The organism is Streptomyces sp. NPDC002076 (assembly GCF_053593835.1).
In genome coordinates this window covers 225,479-241,312 of sequence record NZ_JBSFDI010000013.1, presented here as the reverse complement: position 1 = coordinate 241,312, position 15,834 = coordinate 225,479, and the positions used below count along the sequence as shown (strand labels likewise).

10 protein-coding genes are annotated in these 15,834 nt (G+C 68.6%); 3 read left to right on the top strand and 7 right to left on the bottom strand.

The genetic code is table 11. From position 1 onward, the window contains the following. Positions 1 to 72: 72 nt before the first annotated feature. Positions 73 to 3,912 carry an alpha/beta fold hydrolase gene (locus ACWCQS_RS27175; RefSeq protein WP_451006872.1) on the bottom strand — a complete coding sequence of 1,280 codons (3,840 nt, stop codon included), beginning with the start codon at positions 3,910 to 3,912 and terminating at the stop codon, positions 73 to 75. A 1,006-nt stretch (positions 3,913 to 4,918) separates the two neighbouring features. On the opposite strand from ACWCQS_RS27175, the gene ACWCQS_RS27170 reads away from it, so the two are divergent. After that, complete coding sequence (locus ACWCQS_RS27170; RefSeq protein ID WP_451006871.1) at positions 4,919 to 6,601, top strand: SWIM zinc finger family protein; 1,683 nt, start codon at positions 4,919 to 4,921, stop codon at positions 6,599 to 6,601. Between the two features lie 64 nt (positions 6,602 to 6,665). Here ACWCQS_RS27170 and ACWCQS_RS27165 read toward each other — a convergent pair whose 3' ends face one another. Both ACWCQS_RS27165 and ACWCQS_RS27160 read right to left on the bottom strand, forming a co-directional pair. Continuing rightward, the gene (locus ACWCQS_RS27165; RefSeq protein ID WP_451006870.1) at positions 6,666 to 7,079 is read right to left on the bottom strand and encodes a PIN domain-containing protein; all 414 of its coding nucleotides are present in this window, start codon (positions 7,077 to 7,079) and stop codon (positions 6,666 to 6,668) included. Then, positions 7,076 to 7,330, bottom strand: a complete 255-nt coding sequence (locus tag ACWCQS_RS27160; protein WP_451006869.1) for a type II toxin-antitoxin system VapB family antitoxin — start codon at positions 7,328 to 7,330, stop codon at positions 7,076 to 7,078. The genes ACWCQS_RS27165 and ACWCQS_RS27160 overlap by 4 nt, the downstream gene beginning before the upstream one ends. 135 nt (positions 7,331 to 7,465) lie before the next feature. Here ACWCQS_RS27160 and ACWCQS_RS27155 point away from each other — a divergent pair, with 135 nt between their 5' ends. Then, complete coding sequence (locus ACWCQS_RS27155; RefSeq protein ID WP_451006922.1) at positions 7,466 to 8,248, top strand: DUF2397 family protein; 783 nt, start codon at positions 7,466 to 7,468, stop codon at positions 8,246 to 8,248. Positions 8,249 to 8,648: 400 nt separating this feature from the next. On the opposite strand, the gene ACWCQS_RS27150 is transcribed toward ACWCQS_RS27155, so the two are convergent. The 4 genes from ACWCQS_RS27150 to ACWCQS_RS27135 form a co-directional block, all read right to left on the bottom strand. Beyond that, on the bottom strand, positions 8,649 to 8,951 hold the full coding sequence (locus ACWCQS_RS27150; RefSeq protein ID WP_451006868.1) for a hypothetical protein: 303 nt from the start codon (positions 8,949 to 8,951) through the stop codon (positions 8,649 to 8,651). Between the two features lie 74 nt (positions 8,952 to 9,025). Further along, complete coding sequence (locus tag ACWCQS_RS27145; RefSeq protein ID WP_451006867.1) at positions 9,026 to 10,063, bottom strand: rod shape-determining protein; 1,038 nt, start codon at positions 10,061 to 10,063, stop codon at positions 9,026 to 9,028. Positions 10,064 to 10,226: 163 nt separating this feature from the next. After that, on the bottom strand, positions 10,227 to 11,501 hold the full coding sequence (locus ACWCQS_RS27140) for a hypothetical protein (protein WP_451006866.1): 1,275 nt from the start codon (positions 11,499 to 11,501) through the stop codon (positions 10,227 to 10,229). Between the two features lie 61 nt (positions 11,502 to 11,562). Continuing rightward, a complete protein-coding gene (locus tag ACWCQS_RS27135) occupies positions 11,563 to 11,994 on the bottom strand; it encodes a CU044_2847 family protein (RefSeq protein WP_451006865.1) in 432 nt (143 codons plus the stop codon). 212 nt (positions 11,995 to 12,206) lie between these two features. Between ACWCQS_RS27135 and ACWCQS_RS27130 the strand changes: the two genes are divergently transcribed. Continuing rightward, positions 12,207 to 15,833 (top strand): S8 family serine peptidase, encoded by a 3,627-nt coding sequence (locus ACWCQS_RS27130; RefSeq protein WP_451006864.1) that lies wholly within the window; start codon positions 12,207 to 12,209, stop codon positions 15,831 to 15,833. Position 15,834 lies beyond the last annotated feature (1 nt).

Sequence of the window (15,834 nt, the reverse complement as noted above, 5' to 3'; positions counted from 1 at the left end):
ACAACCCGATGTGACACGATCCTGAAATCACGCCCTGGGAACAGTTGAGACCCCACGAAGTGCCCCTGATTATCAGGCAGACTCGGGGTAAAAATATTGACGTCGCGGTGCCGCCCACCAACCCCAATCGTGGTAAGACTCAAGCATTCGAAGTCCTTTCTCAACTTCAGACCGCACTTTGGGATGTTCCGGACTGCACATGAGAAGGATTCTGACAGCACCGTTCAACTGGAGATCGTGAAAGTGGGGAGAATCAGAAATCCCCATGCATAGCGCCGTAATCGCGTCGTCGGAGAATTGCGGCCCAAGACAGGCGAGCTCTATTGCAGCCTTGTACCGATCAAACGGTGTGACTCGCGGTGACAGACTGGCCTGGCGCAACGCTGCGGCAGCCTCATCGACGTATTGGGGGCCGATCTGCGCCAGCACCTGAGCGGCCTCTATCCGAACGTAAGGGTCGTCCACTTGGCGTCCAATGATTCGCCTGACCACGCTGACGATCTCTAGATAATATTCTGCCCCCAGATCCGCCCACATCTTGGCCATTTCGAGAAGTATCTCCGAACTTACGCCATGCAGTCTGGTTATGTGCCGAAATGCTTTGACGATAATGCCGTCCGGTGCATGCCGATCCAATGCCTGATGGGCGAGTTCGAGGAGAGGGGCCTGCCAGGCGACAAAATCGTCAGCGGCGATCTCCTCATCGATCTCGCGTGTAATCTCATTTATTACCTCTTGACGACGCTGGTGATGCTCTTCCGGTGGCTGCTGAACGAAGGTGGGCTGAGGGTGAGCAGTGTATAGCTCCTTGAAGGAGGGGCGAATCTCCTGCAGTTTGTCCAGGAGTACGGCTACTCGGAGGAGGTGAGTTGCATCTGTCTCGTGGTGCTCGACCACCTCTCGAAGGGCCCGAGCCACCCTGCGCTCGGAAATGGATGAATCAGGTGCGAGTTCCTCCTCTGCTTCATTTAGTAGATCTGAGACAGCGGCGAGTGGTTCGTCTCCCGGCTCCTCGACCTCACCGGTCCGCTTTACAGGACGCCCCTCCCTCAAGGAAGGCGTGGCACTCTCAGCTAGCCTCCTCAGCAGGTTGCTTGCACTCTCCCAGTAGCCGATCTCGATCAGGGCCGCAGCCAATCGTCTTTGATCCAAATGTACTTCATCAATGACGGGGAGAAGCGCATTCACAGCACCTTCGCGAACGCCACCAAAGTCGAGGTAGTCTTCACGATTGCAGGCAAACTCTAGTAGAACCTCGGCAGCTTCCTGATGCCGCTGAGCGACAAGGGGGCGCAGTGCTTTTAGACCTAGTTTTTTTGCCTCCCAGTTGATTCCCTCTGCAACTGAGGTCCGAAACGCCTCGACCACTTTTCCCTCGTACTGCGGACCGAGCTGCGCTAGGAGGTGAGCCGCCGTTGCCTGAGCGCCAGAGCTGGCGATTGGCTCGTCGATGAGCTGCTGCAAGGCGTTGGCAATTTCAGGGCTCAGGTCCGGGCGAGCATGTACGAGAGTGTCTGCAGCCTCGATCCTGAAGGCAGCGTCCACAGTCGGGTCAGTGGCGATCGATTGGAGGAGGGGCGGGATTTTGGAGTTGTCTGGAAAGGAGGCGAGTAGCGGCAGGCCACGGCTGGCGGTGTCGTCAGCCCAGCAGATCCAGTGTCTTATTAGGGGGAGAATTGCGTCTAGGTGTGCAGGTTGGGCAGGTATTCCCTCAGCCAGCAATTCTAGCGCAAGGCACTGGTATCGGTCATTTCCTCTTGACAGCCACGACAGCAAATCATCGCCGCTTTCGTTTTGGCGAGCATGGTGAATGAGGACAGAGCGAGCAAGTGCGGGATTGGTGTGTCCCAGGGCTTGGTGAATACATTGCTGCCAATCGAGATGGTATGGGTCAAATTGTGCCGGCAAGGTGTTCGCGGCGGCTGCGGTGGCTAGGTGTTCTGCGATGCCTTCGTGCAAGAATTGGAGATCCCACCCGCGATGCTCAAGCAATCCAGAACTGGTCAGCATCTCTGAAATCAGCGCGTTCCACTCGTGGGGCCTTCGTGAGATTGTTGGGCCATTTCTGCTGATCCAGTCCATAGCGGCGGGAACTAGCGGCTCGTTTGTCGTTACTGAGAGATGCGCAAGATGCCGGAGCAGCGGCTCCATATTCTTCTTGATCCATGCAGCGAGTGATTTACCTCCTGAGATCCCATTTAGCCGCTGCCGAAGGAGCGCGAACGATTTGTCGAGTTTTTGCTGTTCCCATATTCGACTGATGAAGTCGTCGTAGAGGTCGTGCTTGGTGTGGGGTAGTTGTCGATGCGGATCGAATAGAACGGCGGCAGCTGCTGCCAACAGGGGAATTTGCACCACTTCGCGTAGGCCAGCGGTGTCGATGCTTCGCAGGAAACGCTGCGCCTCCACCTCGCCTCCATGTTGCCTGAACCAGCGACGGGCGAAGTCCGTCAATGCGCCTTCGGTTTCAAATCCATCCAAGGCAAGACAGTCAGCGCCTCCCTCTTCAAGACGCTGAAGTTCCTCAAAAGAAAGAGGCTGGGTTGTTATCAACAGTCGATACGGGCTATCCGTTACCTGCATATGCTGAACAAGAACATCAATGAAGTGACTTCGAGCCTCCGGATCACGGATCCGGTCAAGCCCGTCCACCAGAATCAGCCAACGAGCCCCGCATATCGGTTTCTTGAGCAGTTCATTCGAGAGTGCCGCGTTTTGGCGCAAGTTAAGCTCACGGTTGGACGCAAGGACTAGCGACTCCGTCCAGGTCGCCGATTTCGAGTCGCCTTGAGTGGCGAGGAGAGCATCTGCAGGAACTCGTATCGGTATCACCGGGACACGCGTTGGTGGAGCAATGCGGCGGGCCTCGCTCCGCCACGCTGCGCTGAGTTCAGCGGCCAACCTCAGAGTGAGGGTTGACTTACCCTGGCCCGATCCGCCTACGACTACGAGGTGCTCGTGGGTATCCACGGCATATCCTGCCAGGCGAGGCGGGCCCCATTTGCCGGTCTCTCCTCTTTCAAGCGTGGCCAAAGACGGGGTGTCGAGGTACCGAAGCTGTTGCTGGACATAGACATCCGACAGTGACCGGGAACCGGAAAGGTGGTACGGCAGAGTTTCGATACTCTCCAACGCTGCCAGCAGCCCATCGACCTCTTGCGGGGGTTTCGCCGGGAGGTCCTTCCAATCTTTCGCCACGGGCGGCCCGCGGTCGGCCGAGTCCAAGATCTCCTGCTTCAAAGCTTCGTATGCACGGTGCTCGTGCGAGTCGGGCTTCACGACGGAGGAGTGGTCACCGGGAAGGGTCCAGGCATCCGGGAAGACACTCCTTGCTGAGGCCGGCGGTACAATGTTGTCGGATTCCCCAGCGTAGACCGTGAACGGGATCGGACAGCTGTGGCCGGATACTTCTTGGGCGTGGACGACCTGGTTGATAACAATCCCCAGGGTGTCGCTAACCTGTTCGACAAGCGGGCGCAACTGGTCCGCTTGAGGGTTCTTACGCAGGAACGCGCGTTGAAACGCCTTCCCGAATTCCGCCCCATTGTTCGGGCAGGCAAACAAGATGACCCGGCGGATACGCCTGAGGTCCTCACCCCGTCCTCTACCCAGCATGCGGGCTAGGTAACGCTGGACCACTAGGCCGCCCTGGCTGTGAGCAACCAGCACAATCCGCCCGCAGTCGCCCGCCGTACTTTTCAGGTACTGCGCGAGGTTGTCAGCCGTGGTGTCGAAGGTTGGTATCTGCTTCCTCGGGTCCGGCTGCCACAACCGCGTGTCGTAAGTGAAGAGGAGGGGCCTGACGAAGTCGAGATCCTGGTCATCCTCCAGCAAGCGCAGGAAGGGGCCCCAGACATTGGAGGACGAGATGAATCCATGTACGAAGACGACACAGAGTTGCTTGCCTGGCATATCGCAAAATCCTCCATATCGGGGCATCACCTCACAACTTACCCTCTTGGAGGTGGATGTGCCGGAAGATGGGCGCTGAGCTGGAGCTTGGCACCACAACAAGTCCTCCTCCGCCGCCACGGCTGCCGCCTCGGCGTCGGAGCCGAGGCGCGGTGGCCGTCCCCATGACCAGGGGCTATACGGAGATCGCTGTTACACCACTCGGTGGGACGCCATCGCAGGCTGCTACGCCCGCGTCGTTTGGAGGGGTGACTGCGCTACTCTGTGCATAGGCGGCTGACCTGCGAAAACGCCGCGCGGCTCAACCCTCGGGCGAAGAGGGCGAGGTCTTTCTCGTCGGTAAGGCACTCCGCTGCGTGGGGGTTCATATCTCTCGGCGCGCCGGGGCCGCAGCCTGCATCGATGTTCTCGGTCGAGTTGCCGATGCCTTTCAGGAGGGGCGCGCGTGGACTCGTAGTGGACGCGCAGTGGACGGAAGGATCAGGAAGGGCCAGGAAGCCCCCGCAGGGAGGCGAACGGCGATGGCCTTCTGACCTGCGGAAACAGTGTCATCGAGGAAGAATCGAGAAGATCACGGAAGATTCGAAAAGGACTCATAATCCGTCGGCCGTGGGTTCGAGTCCCACCCGCCCCACCAAGTGCAGGTCAGAGAAACGTTCTGACCTGTGGAAATGCACTTTGGGGCTGCCGGATTCGGGACTCTGACCCGACGGAGTGACCCCGTTGGGTGTTACTTCGGCGTGCGTCTGGGTCAGCAGTTGCTGCTGGGGCTGTGACCTGCGGTGATGCAGTGGCTGCAGAGGCAGCGGGTCGCCGCGGAAGCGGGGCCAGGGGACGCGCAGGGGACGCGGGGTTTCAGAGCCGGAGTGCGAGGCGCCCGCGTGTCGGGGTCGACGGGGCGGGAGAGCGTCACCGAGGCAAGCCGGCGACGGTGGTGTCCCGCCGATCCGGGTCGACCGGGGTCTTTGGGCTCCCTGATGTGCCGCTCCGCGGTTGAATAGCCGGTGTGGCACGGAACGTTGTGGGGTTCGGCGAGGACGATCTGCGGGCGCTGGCCGGGGCTCGGTCGTTCGAGCGGGGGCTGGGTTACCTGGACGCGGTGAACGGTCTTGAGGTGGGGGAGAGTTCGGTCACCGCCGTGGTGCACGGTACGGACGCCTACGAGGTGGAGCTCAACTTCGGCGGGGACGAGGGGATCTCTGGGTGGTGCGACTGCCCGTACGGGCAGGACAGCAACTTCTGCAAGCACTGTGTTGCGGTCGGGCTGACCGTGCTGCAGCGGGCGACGGTGATTCCAAGCCAGCGGGCCGAAGCGCGGGCACGAGCTTCCGGCCTGGAGGCGTGGCTTTCGGCGCTGTCACGTGACGAACTCCTGGCGCTGGTGCGGGAGCAGATCGCCGAGGACCGGGAACTGCGTCGGCGCTTGGAGCTGCGAGCCGCCGCTGCTCGTTCCGACTTCGGTGCGGTCCGGGGCCGGATCATCGCGCTCATCGATCCTCGGCCGTTCGCCCGGTACGGGTACGTCGGGTACGCGGATGCCGCGGGATATGGGCGACAGGTGGACGAGGCGGCGGCCGCGCTGCGCGCTCTGACCGCCGACGGGCAGGCGGCGCAGGTGGTCGGTCTGGCACAGGAGGCGCTCCGGGCGCTGGGGGAGGCGTACGGGGAGATCGACGACTCCGACGGGGTGGTCGGGCAGGCCGCTGCCGCGGTGGCCGAGGCCCATCTGGAGGCCTGCCGAGTCGCCCGCCCTGATCCGAAGCGGCTGGCCGAGTGGCTGGCCGGCTCGGTGCTCGATGACAGTACCGACGTGACGGACCTGGATCCGCTCGACTACGCCGACGTGCTGGGGCAGAGCGGACTGGCCCGCATGCGGCAGCTGGCGACCGAGGCATTCCGGCGCGGGCCGTCCGGCTGGGCGGCGCGGTACCTGATGGAACGCCTGCTCAAGGCGGAGGGCGATGCCGACGCGCTGGTCGCGCTGCACGCTCAGGACCTCGACCCGTCCGGCGCCACACATCTGCTCATCGCCGAGGAACTGGAATCGGCGGGCCGCTCGGACGAGGCACTCGCCTGGGCGGAGCGGGGGCTGCGGGACTGCGCCGCCGGAACACACATCGACGGTCGTCTGGTCGACCATGTGTGCGCCCGGTACGCGAAGGCGGGGCGGGCGGACGACGTGGTCGCGGTGCGGCGGGACCGGTTCCGTGTCGAGCGGTCCCTGGCCGCCTACCGGCAGTTGCGCTCCGCCGCCCGGGCTGCGGACTGCTGGGAGGCTGAGCGCGCGGCGGCGCTGGCCGCCTTGGAGAAGGACGCCCGTCGTGCGCGCGGCGGCCGGTACGGCGGGCCCCTGCTGATCGACGCGTTGCTCGACGACGGCGACCTGGACGCCGCCTGGCGGGAGGCCGCCGGCCGCGCCGACGACCGGCAGTGGGAGCAGCTCGCCGACCTGTCGCGCCAGACACGTCCGGCCGAGGCGCTCGGCGTGTACCTGCGGCTGGTCGATCGATCGAAGGAGCCCACCGGGGACCGCGCCTACGAGCACCTGGCACGGCTGCTGCTGGGTGCACGTGAGTGCCATCGTGCCCTGGGGACCGAGGAAGCGTTCACCGCACATCTCGCCGGCCTGCGGGCGGAACTGAAACGCAGGCGCAAGCTGATGAGCATCCTCGACCGGCATGGGCTGTGAAGGCGGGCGGGCCCGGCGCCCGCTCACTGCGTGCTGGACGGCGTCTGTCAGTCCTTGAGATCGATCAGTCCTTGAGATCGATCGTCCTTACCCGCTGTCCGGTCGTACGGGCGATCGTCTCGAAGTCGCGGTCGTAGTGGAGCAGTGTCAGCCCCGCCTCTTCCGCGGCAGCGGCGACCAGCAGGTCGACGGGGCCGGCACTGCGGTGCTCGCCCTTGGCGGTGAGCAGTTCCTGGACGACGCGTGCGCGCCGGTAGATGCCGTCGGGCACGGGGCACCAGGTGTAGTGGGCGTTCAGCGCGCGCTTCACGCGCTCCCGATCCGCTGCCGAACGGGCTGAGTAGAGGACTTCCAGTTCGGTGATGTCGCACAGGGCGACGAGTCCCGCGCCGATCCTGTCGTCCCACTCGGCCGTGGTCCGGCCGAGCAGGACGCGGGCGAGGGCGGAGGTGTCGATCAGGTAGTCGGCGACGGTCACGCATCTGCTCCTGCGTCACGGACACCGGCCCCGCCGGCCGGCCGGTATGCGCTCTTGTCGAGGAGGACGTTCACGTCCAGTGCGCCCTCGGCGACCAGCTCGCGGGCTTCTGTCAGCGCGCGCAGTCGCCGGTAGCGAGCCGTAACCTCCCGCAGGGCGGTGTTGATGGTGTCGCGCTTGGTCGTGGTGCCGAGTTCCTTGGCCGCGGCCTCCAGCGCCTCGTCGTCGAGATCGATCACGGTGCGGCTCATGGGCGCCCCCTGTGTATACGTAGTCGTATATCAATATACATGATCCTTGATGTCTGAGCGAGGGCTGAGGACGGGGGCCGCGATTGCCGTCGCAAGCACCGATTGGGAAGAATGCCGGGACGATGACGTCACGCCCTGTCGAACCGGACCGCGTCGGCCCCGCCGACGCCGCCCACTCTGCGGGGTCCTCCACGGAGACCCCGTACGCCCCCCTTCGCCCACCTCACCGCACCCAACGCCACCCTCTACCGCCAGGTGATGCGCGTGTTCCTGACGGCCAAGGAGCGGTTCGCGGTGCATCTGCGGCCCGAGGACGTGCACGCCGCGCTGCCGCCGGAGCACCGCCCCGCCGGCCCCGACGCCGTCGTCAAGGCGCTGGACAGCCTCGTCGGATGGGGCAATCTGCGGGCGGATCCGGACACCTCCCGGGTCACCGCGGTCGAGGACTTCTACCGCAGACGCTTCATCTATCAGCTCACCCAGGGCGGCGAAGCCGCCGAGCAGGCGCTGTCCGTGTACGACGAGGCGCTGGGGCGGCGCGGAGCACTCCAGGCGGTGGCGCTGCACGACATCGTCACGCACCTGCGGGCGCTGCTCGTGCTCGCCGCGGAGCCCGTCCCCGGGTTCGGCCCGCCGGTCCCGTACGTCGTCCCGGAGGTCGAACTCGCCGACGGCGAGTCACGCGTCGTCGTGAACGCCACCGGGATCGTCCTCGAAGTGGCGGGCGTGGCCGCTGACTTCGAGTGGGCGGAGATCGCGCATGTCGGGCGCACCCGGCGCGGGCACCATCTCACCGTGGTCGTACGGCTGTGGGGCGGCGGCGTGTACGACTGCGAGCTGAACGCCCGTCGGTCGGCCCGGCTCGGCGAGTGGCTGGCCCGGTTCGACCACGTCCTCGGCCGGTACGCACCCCGATAGCGTCCCGGCCCCCGTGTTCGCCGACAGCGGTATTCGGCCAGCTGGTTGACCCGTACATGCTTGAACGGTCCCCGTCCTGGGCACCCACCCCCTACCGGCGTCGACCGCCGGGCCGCTTCGGCAGAGGGAGGGCGTCATGGACCGTCGCATCCGGGTACGCGTCATCCGACGCCCCATCGCCCCGCGCGACCGGGAGATCGACCGCAGGACGCCGTCGGGGCGCATCCTGCCGTACTGACCGCCGGACCCGTCCGTGCGTCAGGACGCGCGCTGTGCCTCCGTCACCTCCGGTAGCGGAACCGCGCGGTGCGCGAGGCCGAGCAGGGTTCGTACGGTGCGTTCGGCGTCGCCAGGCGGGGGTGCCACTGGGCGGTGATGGCGACCCGGCGGATGCGTTCGCTCAGGGGCAGTTCGCCAGTTCATCCTCCGTCAGCTCCCGTGCGACCGTCAGGCGGGGGGAGCAGGGTGATGCCGCGTCCGTGGTCGAGGAGGCGGAGCAGAGCTGGCATCGAGCCGCCGCCGTTCTCGCCGGGGCGCTGCCGGCCTGCGCGGCGGGCGGGCGTCCACCGCTGCCGCTGATCGTGGCCGCGGAACTGGCGCCGGCCGCGACCGGCACGCCGTCCATTCCGGCGGCGGCAGCGTCGGTGGCCGTCGCGGCGCCGGCCGAGTACGCGGCGACGAGCCAAGGCGCGCTCAACGGCATCCGGCAGGCAGGGTCGGCGCTGGGCGCGTTGGTCGGGGTGGTCGCGGTGCTGCTGGTTTCGACGGGCGTCGGCCTCAGGCCGCCAGCGGGTTCAGGACCAGGGGCTCGACCCGGCCCTCCAGCATCGCGCCGAGGCCCTCGGCTGCGCAGATGTCGGGCCGCTCGGCGATGTACACCGGCATCCCGGTGGCCTCCCGCAGCATCTGGTCGAAGCCGGGCAGCAGCGCCGAGCCGCCGACCATCGTGATCCCGCTGTCGGCGAGGTCGGCGACCAGGTCGGGCGGGCACTCGCGCAACACCTTGCCGATACCGTCGAGCACGGCGGTCAGCGGGGTCTGGATCGCGTCCCGCACGGCGGCGGTGTCGACGTGCACGCTGCGGGCGAGCCCGGTGGCCACGTCCCTGCCGTGGATCTCCGTGGTCTCCGGGCCCTGCGCGGTCAGCCCGTTGCCGGACAGAGCCAGTTGCAGCGGCCGTACCGACTGGCTGGGCAGCATCAGCTCGTGCTCGTGCCGCAGGAGCTGCACGATCGCGTGGTCCACCGCCTCACCGCCCACCGGGATCCGTTCGGCGGTGACGATGGAGCCGAGCGAGAGGACTGCCACCTGGGTGGCGGCCGCCCCGCACACCATGATCATCGTGGCCTCTGGGCGTTCCACCGGCAGCCCGCACCCCACCGCGGCGGCGATCAGCGTGTCCACCAGCTCCACCCTTCTGGCCCCCAGCCCGACCAGCGTCTCGATGGTCGCCCGCTGGGCCAGCGGGTCGGCGTCGTGCGGGGTGCAGGCCGCCGCGCGCAGCCGGAGATTGCGGCGCAGGCTACGGCGCATCTTGTCGCCGAGCAGTTGCCGCAGCATGCGCTGGGCCATCTCGATGTCGACCACCGTGCCGCCGGAGATGGGCCGGGCGACCCGGATGTACCCCGGCGTCCGTCCCGTCATCTTCTCCGCGAACTCGCCCACGGCTATGAGCGCCCCGGTACGGGTGTTCACGGCGGCGACCGAGGGCTGGTCGACGACGAGGCCGGCGCCCTTCACATACACACGGGTGCGGGCGGCACCCAGGTCGACGGCGAAGTGGCAGCGGCGCAACTGCTCCAGACTGACGGTCACGGCGGATCCTCCGAGTGCACGGGCCTTGGGCGCCCGCCCGGTCGGCGGGTGTCTTCCTCACACTGCATCCTGCGCGCGGGCCGGCGGCACACGCCTTCTGGAGGGGGCCGGGCGGGGGGCCGCTGAATGGGGGGTTTCCGGGGCGGTGCGGTGTGTCGCGTGGTCAGGGACGGGTCCGCGTGATGGTGAGGTCCCACCGGAACGTGCAGCCGGGAACCGCGTCGGCCGGCATGGGAGCGAGTGACAGGCGAGACCCCGACGCGGCGTCCGGACGGGTGCTCGCCAGGTGCCGCAGCCGTCCGCGCACGAGTTCCCTGATGAGCTCGAGGAACGACGCGGCGTCGGAGTGCACGACGGCCTGGAGTGGGTCGCTGACGCGCCAGATCGCCGTGCCGGTGGCCCGAAAGGACGACTCCGTCTCGTCCAGGTGCAGGCGGCGCTCGGTGAGGTCGACCTCGAAGTACTCGGTGACTCCCGGGCGCCGGGTGAGGCCGGCTTCCCCGGCGTCGGACCGGTGGACGACGGCCCTGGTCTCGCCCGTCCCCTCGGGGAAGACGTCACCGGAGGGCAGTGGGTAGGGGCCGAGGACGGGCGGAAGCGAGTGCGTGCCGTCGAAGAGCGCGTGCGCCGGCCGGCACAGCCGGTACCAGCCCGCGTCGGTGCCCGGCCGCAGGGACTGCAGCCAGGGCGCCAGGTCGGGATCCTCGTCCAGCTCGTCCCGCAGCGTCTGCGGTACGGCCACGATGCCCCGCCGGTCCTCGGAGGCGTCCAGCGTCCTGCGGACGGCCACCGGGTCCGGGGTCTCCGTAAGGCCGTCGTCCGAGACGCAGGAGAAGGTCACCAGCCATCTGCGGCCCCCCTGGTGCACGACCTCGCTCTCGAAGTGCGCCACTGTGGCATGCAGCAGCGGCAGCCCGGGCACGTCCCGCGCCGTCTCCACCGACCAGCCGCGGTCCGTTGCCGTCAGCTCGTACCCGTCGGGGGCCAGGCCGCTCGCCGTCAGCAGCCGGGTGACCGCCCGGCCGAGCGCCGCCACGGTGTCCGGGTGCCGGGGGCCGTCGGCGAACTCGAAGGTGGCGATGGTGCGGTACGTGGGCGGCGGCTCGTCGTCGAGGCCGTCGTAGGGATCGTCGTACCAGGCGAGCTGCCCCTCGTCGTACCCCTCAGGGAAGCCGTACGCCTCCAACGCCAGCTCCGGCAGGGTCCGTTCGGCGTCCAGGGGGGGGGCGAACCGGGCCGGTGCCGGCGGTACGTCCCGGGCCAGTTGGAGGACGGCCAGGTCGCCGGGGTCGGTGGTGCCGCCCCGCCAGCCGCCGTACACGGCCACCGTCGCGGGCAGCCCACCGAGGTCGGGGCGCTGCGGGAACGACACCGTCAGCGTCCCCGGCTCACTGCCCTGCACGACATGCGCGCAGGTCAGCACGGTGGTGGGCGTCACCAGGAAACCCGCGCCGGCCACCGCCCCGCGCACTCGATGCGGGCGTGCCAGGAAGCACCTCTTATGGCCGTGACGCCGGCTCCGGGCTGCTCACCGACGCGTCCGGCACATCCGACGCGACCGACGCGTCCGGCACATCCGACGCGACCGACGCCACCCGCGGCTCCACCGCCGTACGCTCCGCCGACCACCCCAGCCGCACCACCAGCTGCCCCTCCGCCGCGCCCTTGGCGATGACCGCGCCCGCCTCGGCGGTCAGCTTCACGGCGAACTCCAGCTCCACGGAGTCCGGGCGCAGGGCTCCGTCGCGGAAGGTGCGCAGGGCGGAGTGGGCCGCCGCGCGCACGCTGTCCAGGGCGCCCTCGAAGGTGCGCGTGGCCTGGGCGGCCGGTCCGTCACCGCGTGAGACGAGGCGGGTGCCGCCCGCCGGGTCCGCGGTCTCCACGACGACCACGGCACCGTCCTCCGTGGTGAACTCCACCAGCCTGTTCATGACCAGCCCCCGTCCTCTCCCTCATCGGCCAACTCCATTGTCACGGAGGGAGACCGGACCTGTCCGCTCCTCCCGCCCTGCCGGGCACCGGAATTGGCGGGAAGCCGTCACGGCACCTTCCCGCCAGTGCCGCGCAACACCCCTGCACCACAGGACACATGACACTCGTCACAGCACGCGACACGCTCGAACCCACACGAGAAGAGGCGTGGATGACCACAGGACCAGTCAGACGCTCGGCGGCCCTGGTGGCGGTGGGGCTGTTGGGTGCCCTGCTGCCGAACGGCCCGGCCGCCGCCGCCCCGAGGACACCCGTCACCGCCCCGCACTCCCCGGCCCCCGCAACCACGGCCACCACCGTCACTCTCGTCACCGGCGACAAGGTGACCGTCACCGACCTCGGGCACGGGAAGAAGGCGGTCACCGTGCAGCGGCCCAAGGGGGCCACCGGAGCCGTGCGGACGCAGCGGAGCGACGGCGAGATCAGCGTCGTACCGGACGAGGCGCTGCCGTATCTGCGGGCCGGGACGCTGGACCGGCGGCTGTTCGACGTGAGCGGACTGATCCGGCAGGGGCTGACCGACGCCAAGGCCGCCGCGACCCCGCTGATCGTGACCTACGGCAGGAGCGCGCGGGCCGCGGCCCCGGCCGGGACCGAGCAGACCCGGAGCCTGCCCAGCCTGCGCGGCGCTGCGGTCGAGGCCGGCAAAGGGCGCACCTTCTGGCGGTCGTTCACCCACCGCGACGGCGTCGACAAGGTGTGGCTGGACGGCAGGGTGAAGGCCGACATGGCCGAGAGCAACGCCCAGATCGGCACCCGGGCGGCCTGGGACGCCGGGCTGACGGGCAAGGGGGTCACCGTCGCCGTACTCGACACGGGAGTCGACCTGAGCCACCCCGACCTCAAGGACCGGGTCAGCACCACCAAGAGCTTCGTCGACGGCGAGGAGGTCGCCGACCGCAACGGGCACGGGACGCATGTGACCTCCACCGTCGGCGGCAGCGGCGCCGCCTCCGACGGCACGGAGAAGGGGGTCGCGCCCGAGGCCACGCTCGCCGTCGGCAAGGTGCTCAGCGACCAGGGCTCGGGCAGCGAGTCGCAGATCATCGCCGGGATGGAGTGGGCGGCACGGGACGTGCACGCCCGGATCGTGTCCATGAGCCTGGGATCGACGGAGGCCAGCGACGGCACCGACCCGATGGCCGAGGCGGTGAACACCCTCTCCAAGGAGACCGGCGCGCTCTTCGTCGTCGCCGCCGGCAACACCGGCGCCCCGTCCTCCATCGGCTCGCCCGGTGCCGCCGACGCCGCCCTCACCGTCGGCGCGGTCGACTCCGCCGACCAGCCGGCCTACTTCACCAGCGCCGGACCCCGCTACGGCGACAACGCCCTCAAGCCCGACATATCGGCCCCCGGTGTCGACATCCTCGCCGCCCGCTCCCAACTCACCGGCGGCAGCGGCTACTACACCTCCATGAGCGGTACGTCCATGGCGACCCCGCACGTCGCCGGGGTCGCCGCCCTGCTCGCCCAGGAGCACCCCGACTGGACCGGCGCCCGGTTGAAGGACGCGCTGATGTCCAGCTCCGAACAACTCGACGCGTCCGCCTACCTGCTGGGCGCGGGCCGGGTCAGCGTGCCGGACGCCGTCAGGGCCCGGGTCACCGCCACCGGAAGCACCGACCTCGGCTTCCACAGCTGGCCGTACGACCAGGACAAGCCCGTCACCCGGACCGTCGCCTACACCAACTCCTCCGGCACCCCGGTCGAGTTGAAGCTGTCCGTGACCGGCGCCCCGGACGGAGTCGCCACCCTCGCCGACACCTCCCTCACCGTCCCGGCCCACGGCACCGCCTCCACCACGGTCACCGGGGACGGCGCCAAGGCGCCGGTCGGTGAGACCAGCGGGCAGATCGTGGCCACGAGCCTCTCCGGCGATGTCGTCGCGCACACCGCGTTCGGGCTGGTCAAGGAGGACGAGCGGTACACGCTCACCGTCCACGTCAAGGACCGCTCCGGCACGCCCACCGCCGCCGACCTCACCCTGCAGCGGCTCGCGGCGGGCGAGGACGCCCAGCCGGCCCACGTCGGCGACTCCGGCACGCTCCGGCTGCGCCTCAAGCCCGGCACCTACTCCCTCGCCACCTTCCTCGACGTGCGCGGCAGCCACGGCACCGACTCCCTCGGCCTCGGCTTTCTCGCGGCACCCGAGATCACCCTCGACCACGACCAGGACGTCACCCTGGACGGACGGCGGTTGCGCGAGATCAGGGCCGACGTCCACCGCCGCACCGAGACCCACCAGCTCCTCATGGAGTACGACCGGCAGGCGAACGGCGCCGACCTCTTCGACGCCGTCCAGGTGCCCCTCACCTACGACAGCGTCTTCGCCGCACCCACGCCCAAGATCACCCAGGGCGGCTTCGAGTACCGCACCGTGTGGCGGCTGGCCGAGCCGGAGCTGGAGGTCAAGGGCGTCGGCGAGGCCACCGTCCAGCCGGGCGGCACCCTGATCGAGGGCCGGACCAGGCTGCCGCTCGTGGACTCCGGCGACGGACCCCTCACCGGAGTCTCCGGCAAGGCGGTCCTCGCGCACCTCGCCGCCGGCGCCGACCCGGCCGCGCTTGCCCAGGCCGCGCAGGACGCCGGCGCCAGGGCGCTGTTCGTCACCGACGACACCCCCGGTCGCCTGATGGCCTGGTGGGGCACCGAGGACAACGCCGACCGGCCGCTGCAGATCGCCACGGTCAGCACGGCGGACGCCGCCCGGCTGCGTGCCATGCGCTCGGTCGACATGACCGGCACGGCCGACTCCCCGTACGTGTACGACCTGTCCGAGGGACACCGGGACGCGATACCGGACCGGGACCTCACCTACCGCCCGGCTGACCGCCAACTGGCCGCCGTCCACGTGAAGTTCCACGCGGCCCGGCCGACGGACGGCGGCGAGTTCCGCTACTCCCTCACCGACACCTTCCCGATCGGCCTGGGCTTCCAGGAGCGGGTCCACCTGCCCGCCGAGCGCACCGACCACGTCTCCACCGGCCCCGGCCAGCTGTGGCACGAGTCCGTCGCGATCGGCGACGGCACCCTGGAGGAGCGCAGCGGACTGGTGCGGTACGAGGGCGGTTCGCATCCGGCGCTGAACTGGTTCCGGCCCGTGTGGCACCCGTGGCTCGGCACCGGGCTCGGCTGGGGGCAGCAACGCGCCGGGAACCAGATCCAGTTGAACACCCCCGGCTGGGGCGACTCCGGGCCCGACCACACCGGGTTCGGCGACGTGTGGAGCACGGACAGCGGCATGAGCCAGACCACCGCCGTGTACCTCGACGGCACACTCGTCGACAAGGGCAACAGCTCCGCCGCGTACGTCTGGGACGCGCCCGCCGACGAGCACACCTACAAGGTCGTCACCGACACCGCGCTCGACTCGGCGCGCTGGCCGCTGGGCTCGCGGGGGCACTCCGAGTGGACGTTCCTGTCGGCCGCCACCGCGGAGGACCACTGGACCTACCTGCCGCTGATCAACCTCGCGTACGACATCGAGACCGACCTCGCGGGGACCGTGCGGGGCGGGCAGCGGATTCCGGTGGGGCTCGGGGCGTCGTATGTGGCGCAGGCCGCGGGGACCGGCACCTTGGGTGGGGGCCGGCTGGAGGTGTCGTACGACGACGGCGGCACCTGGACGTCCGTCCCGCTCAACGGCGCAGACACCTCCTGGCACGGCACGCTGACCGTGCCGCGCGGTGCGTCCTCCGTCTCGCTGCGGGCCTCGGCCCACGACGACAAGGGCGGGGCGGTGACGCAGGAGATCATCGGGGCGGTGGAGGTGAGGTGAG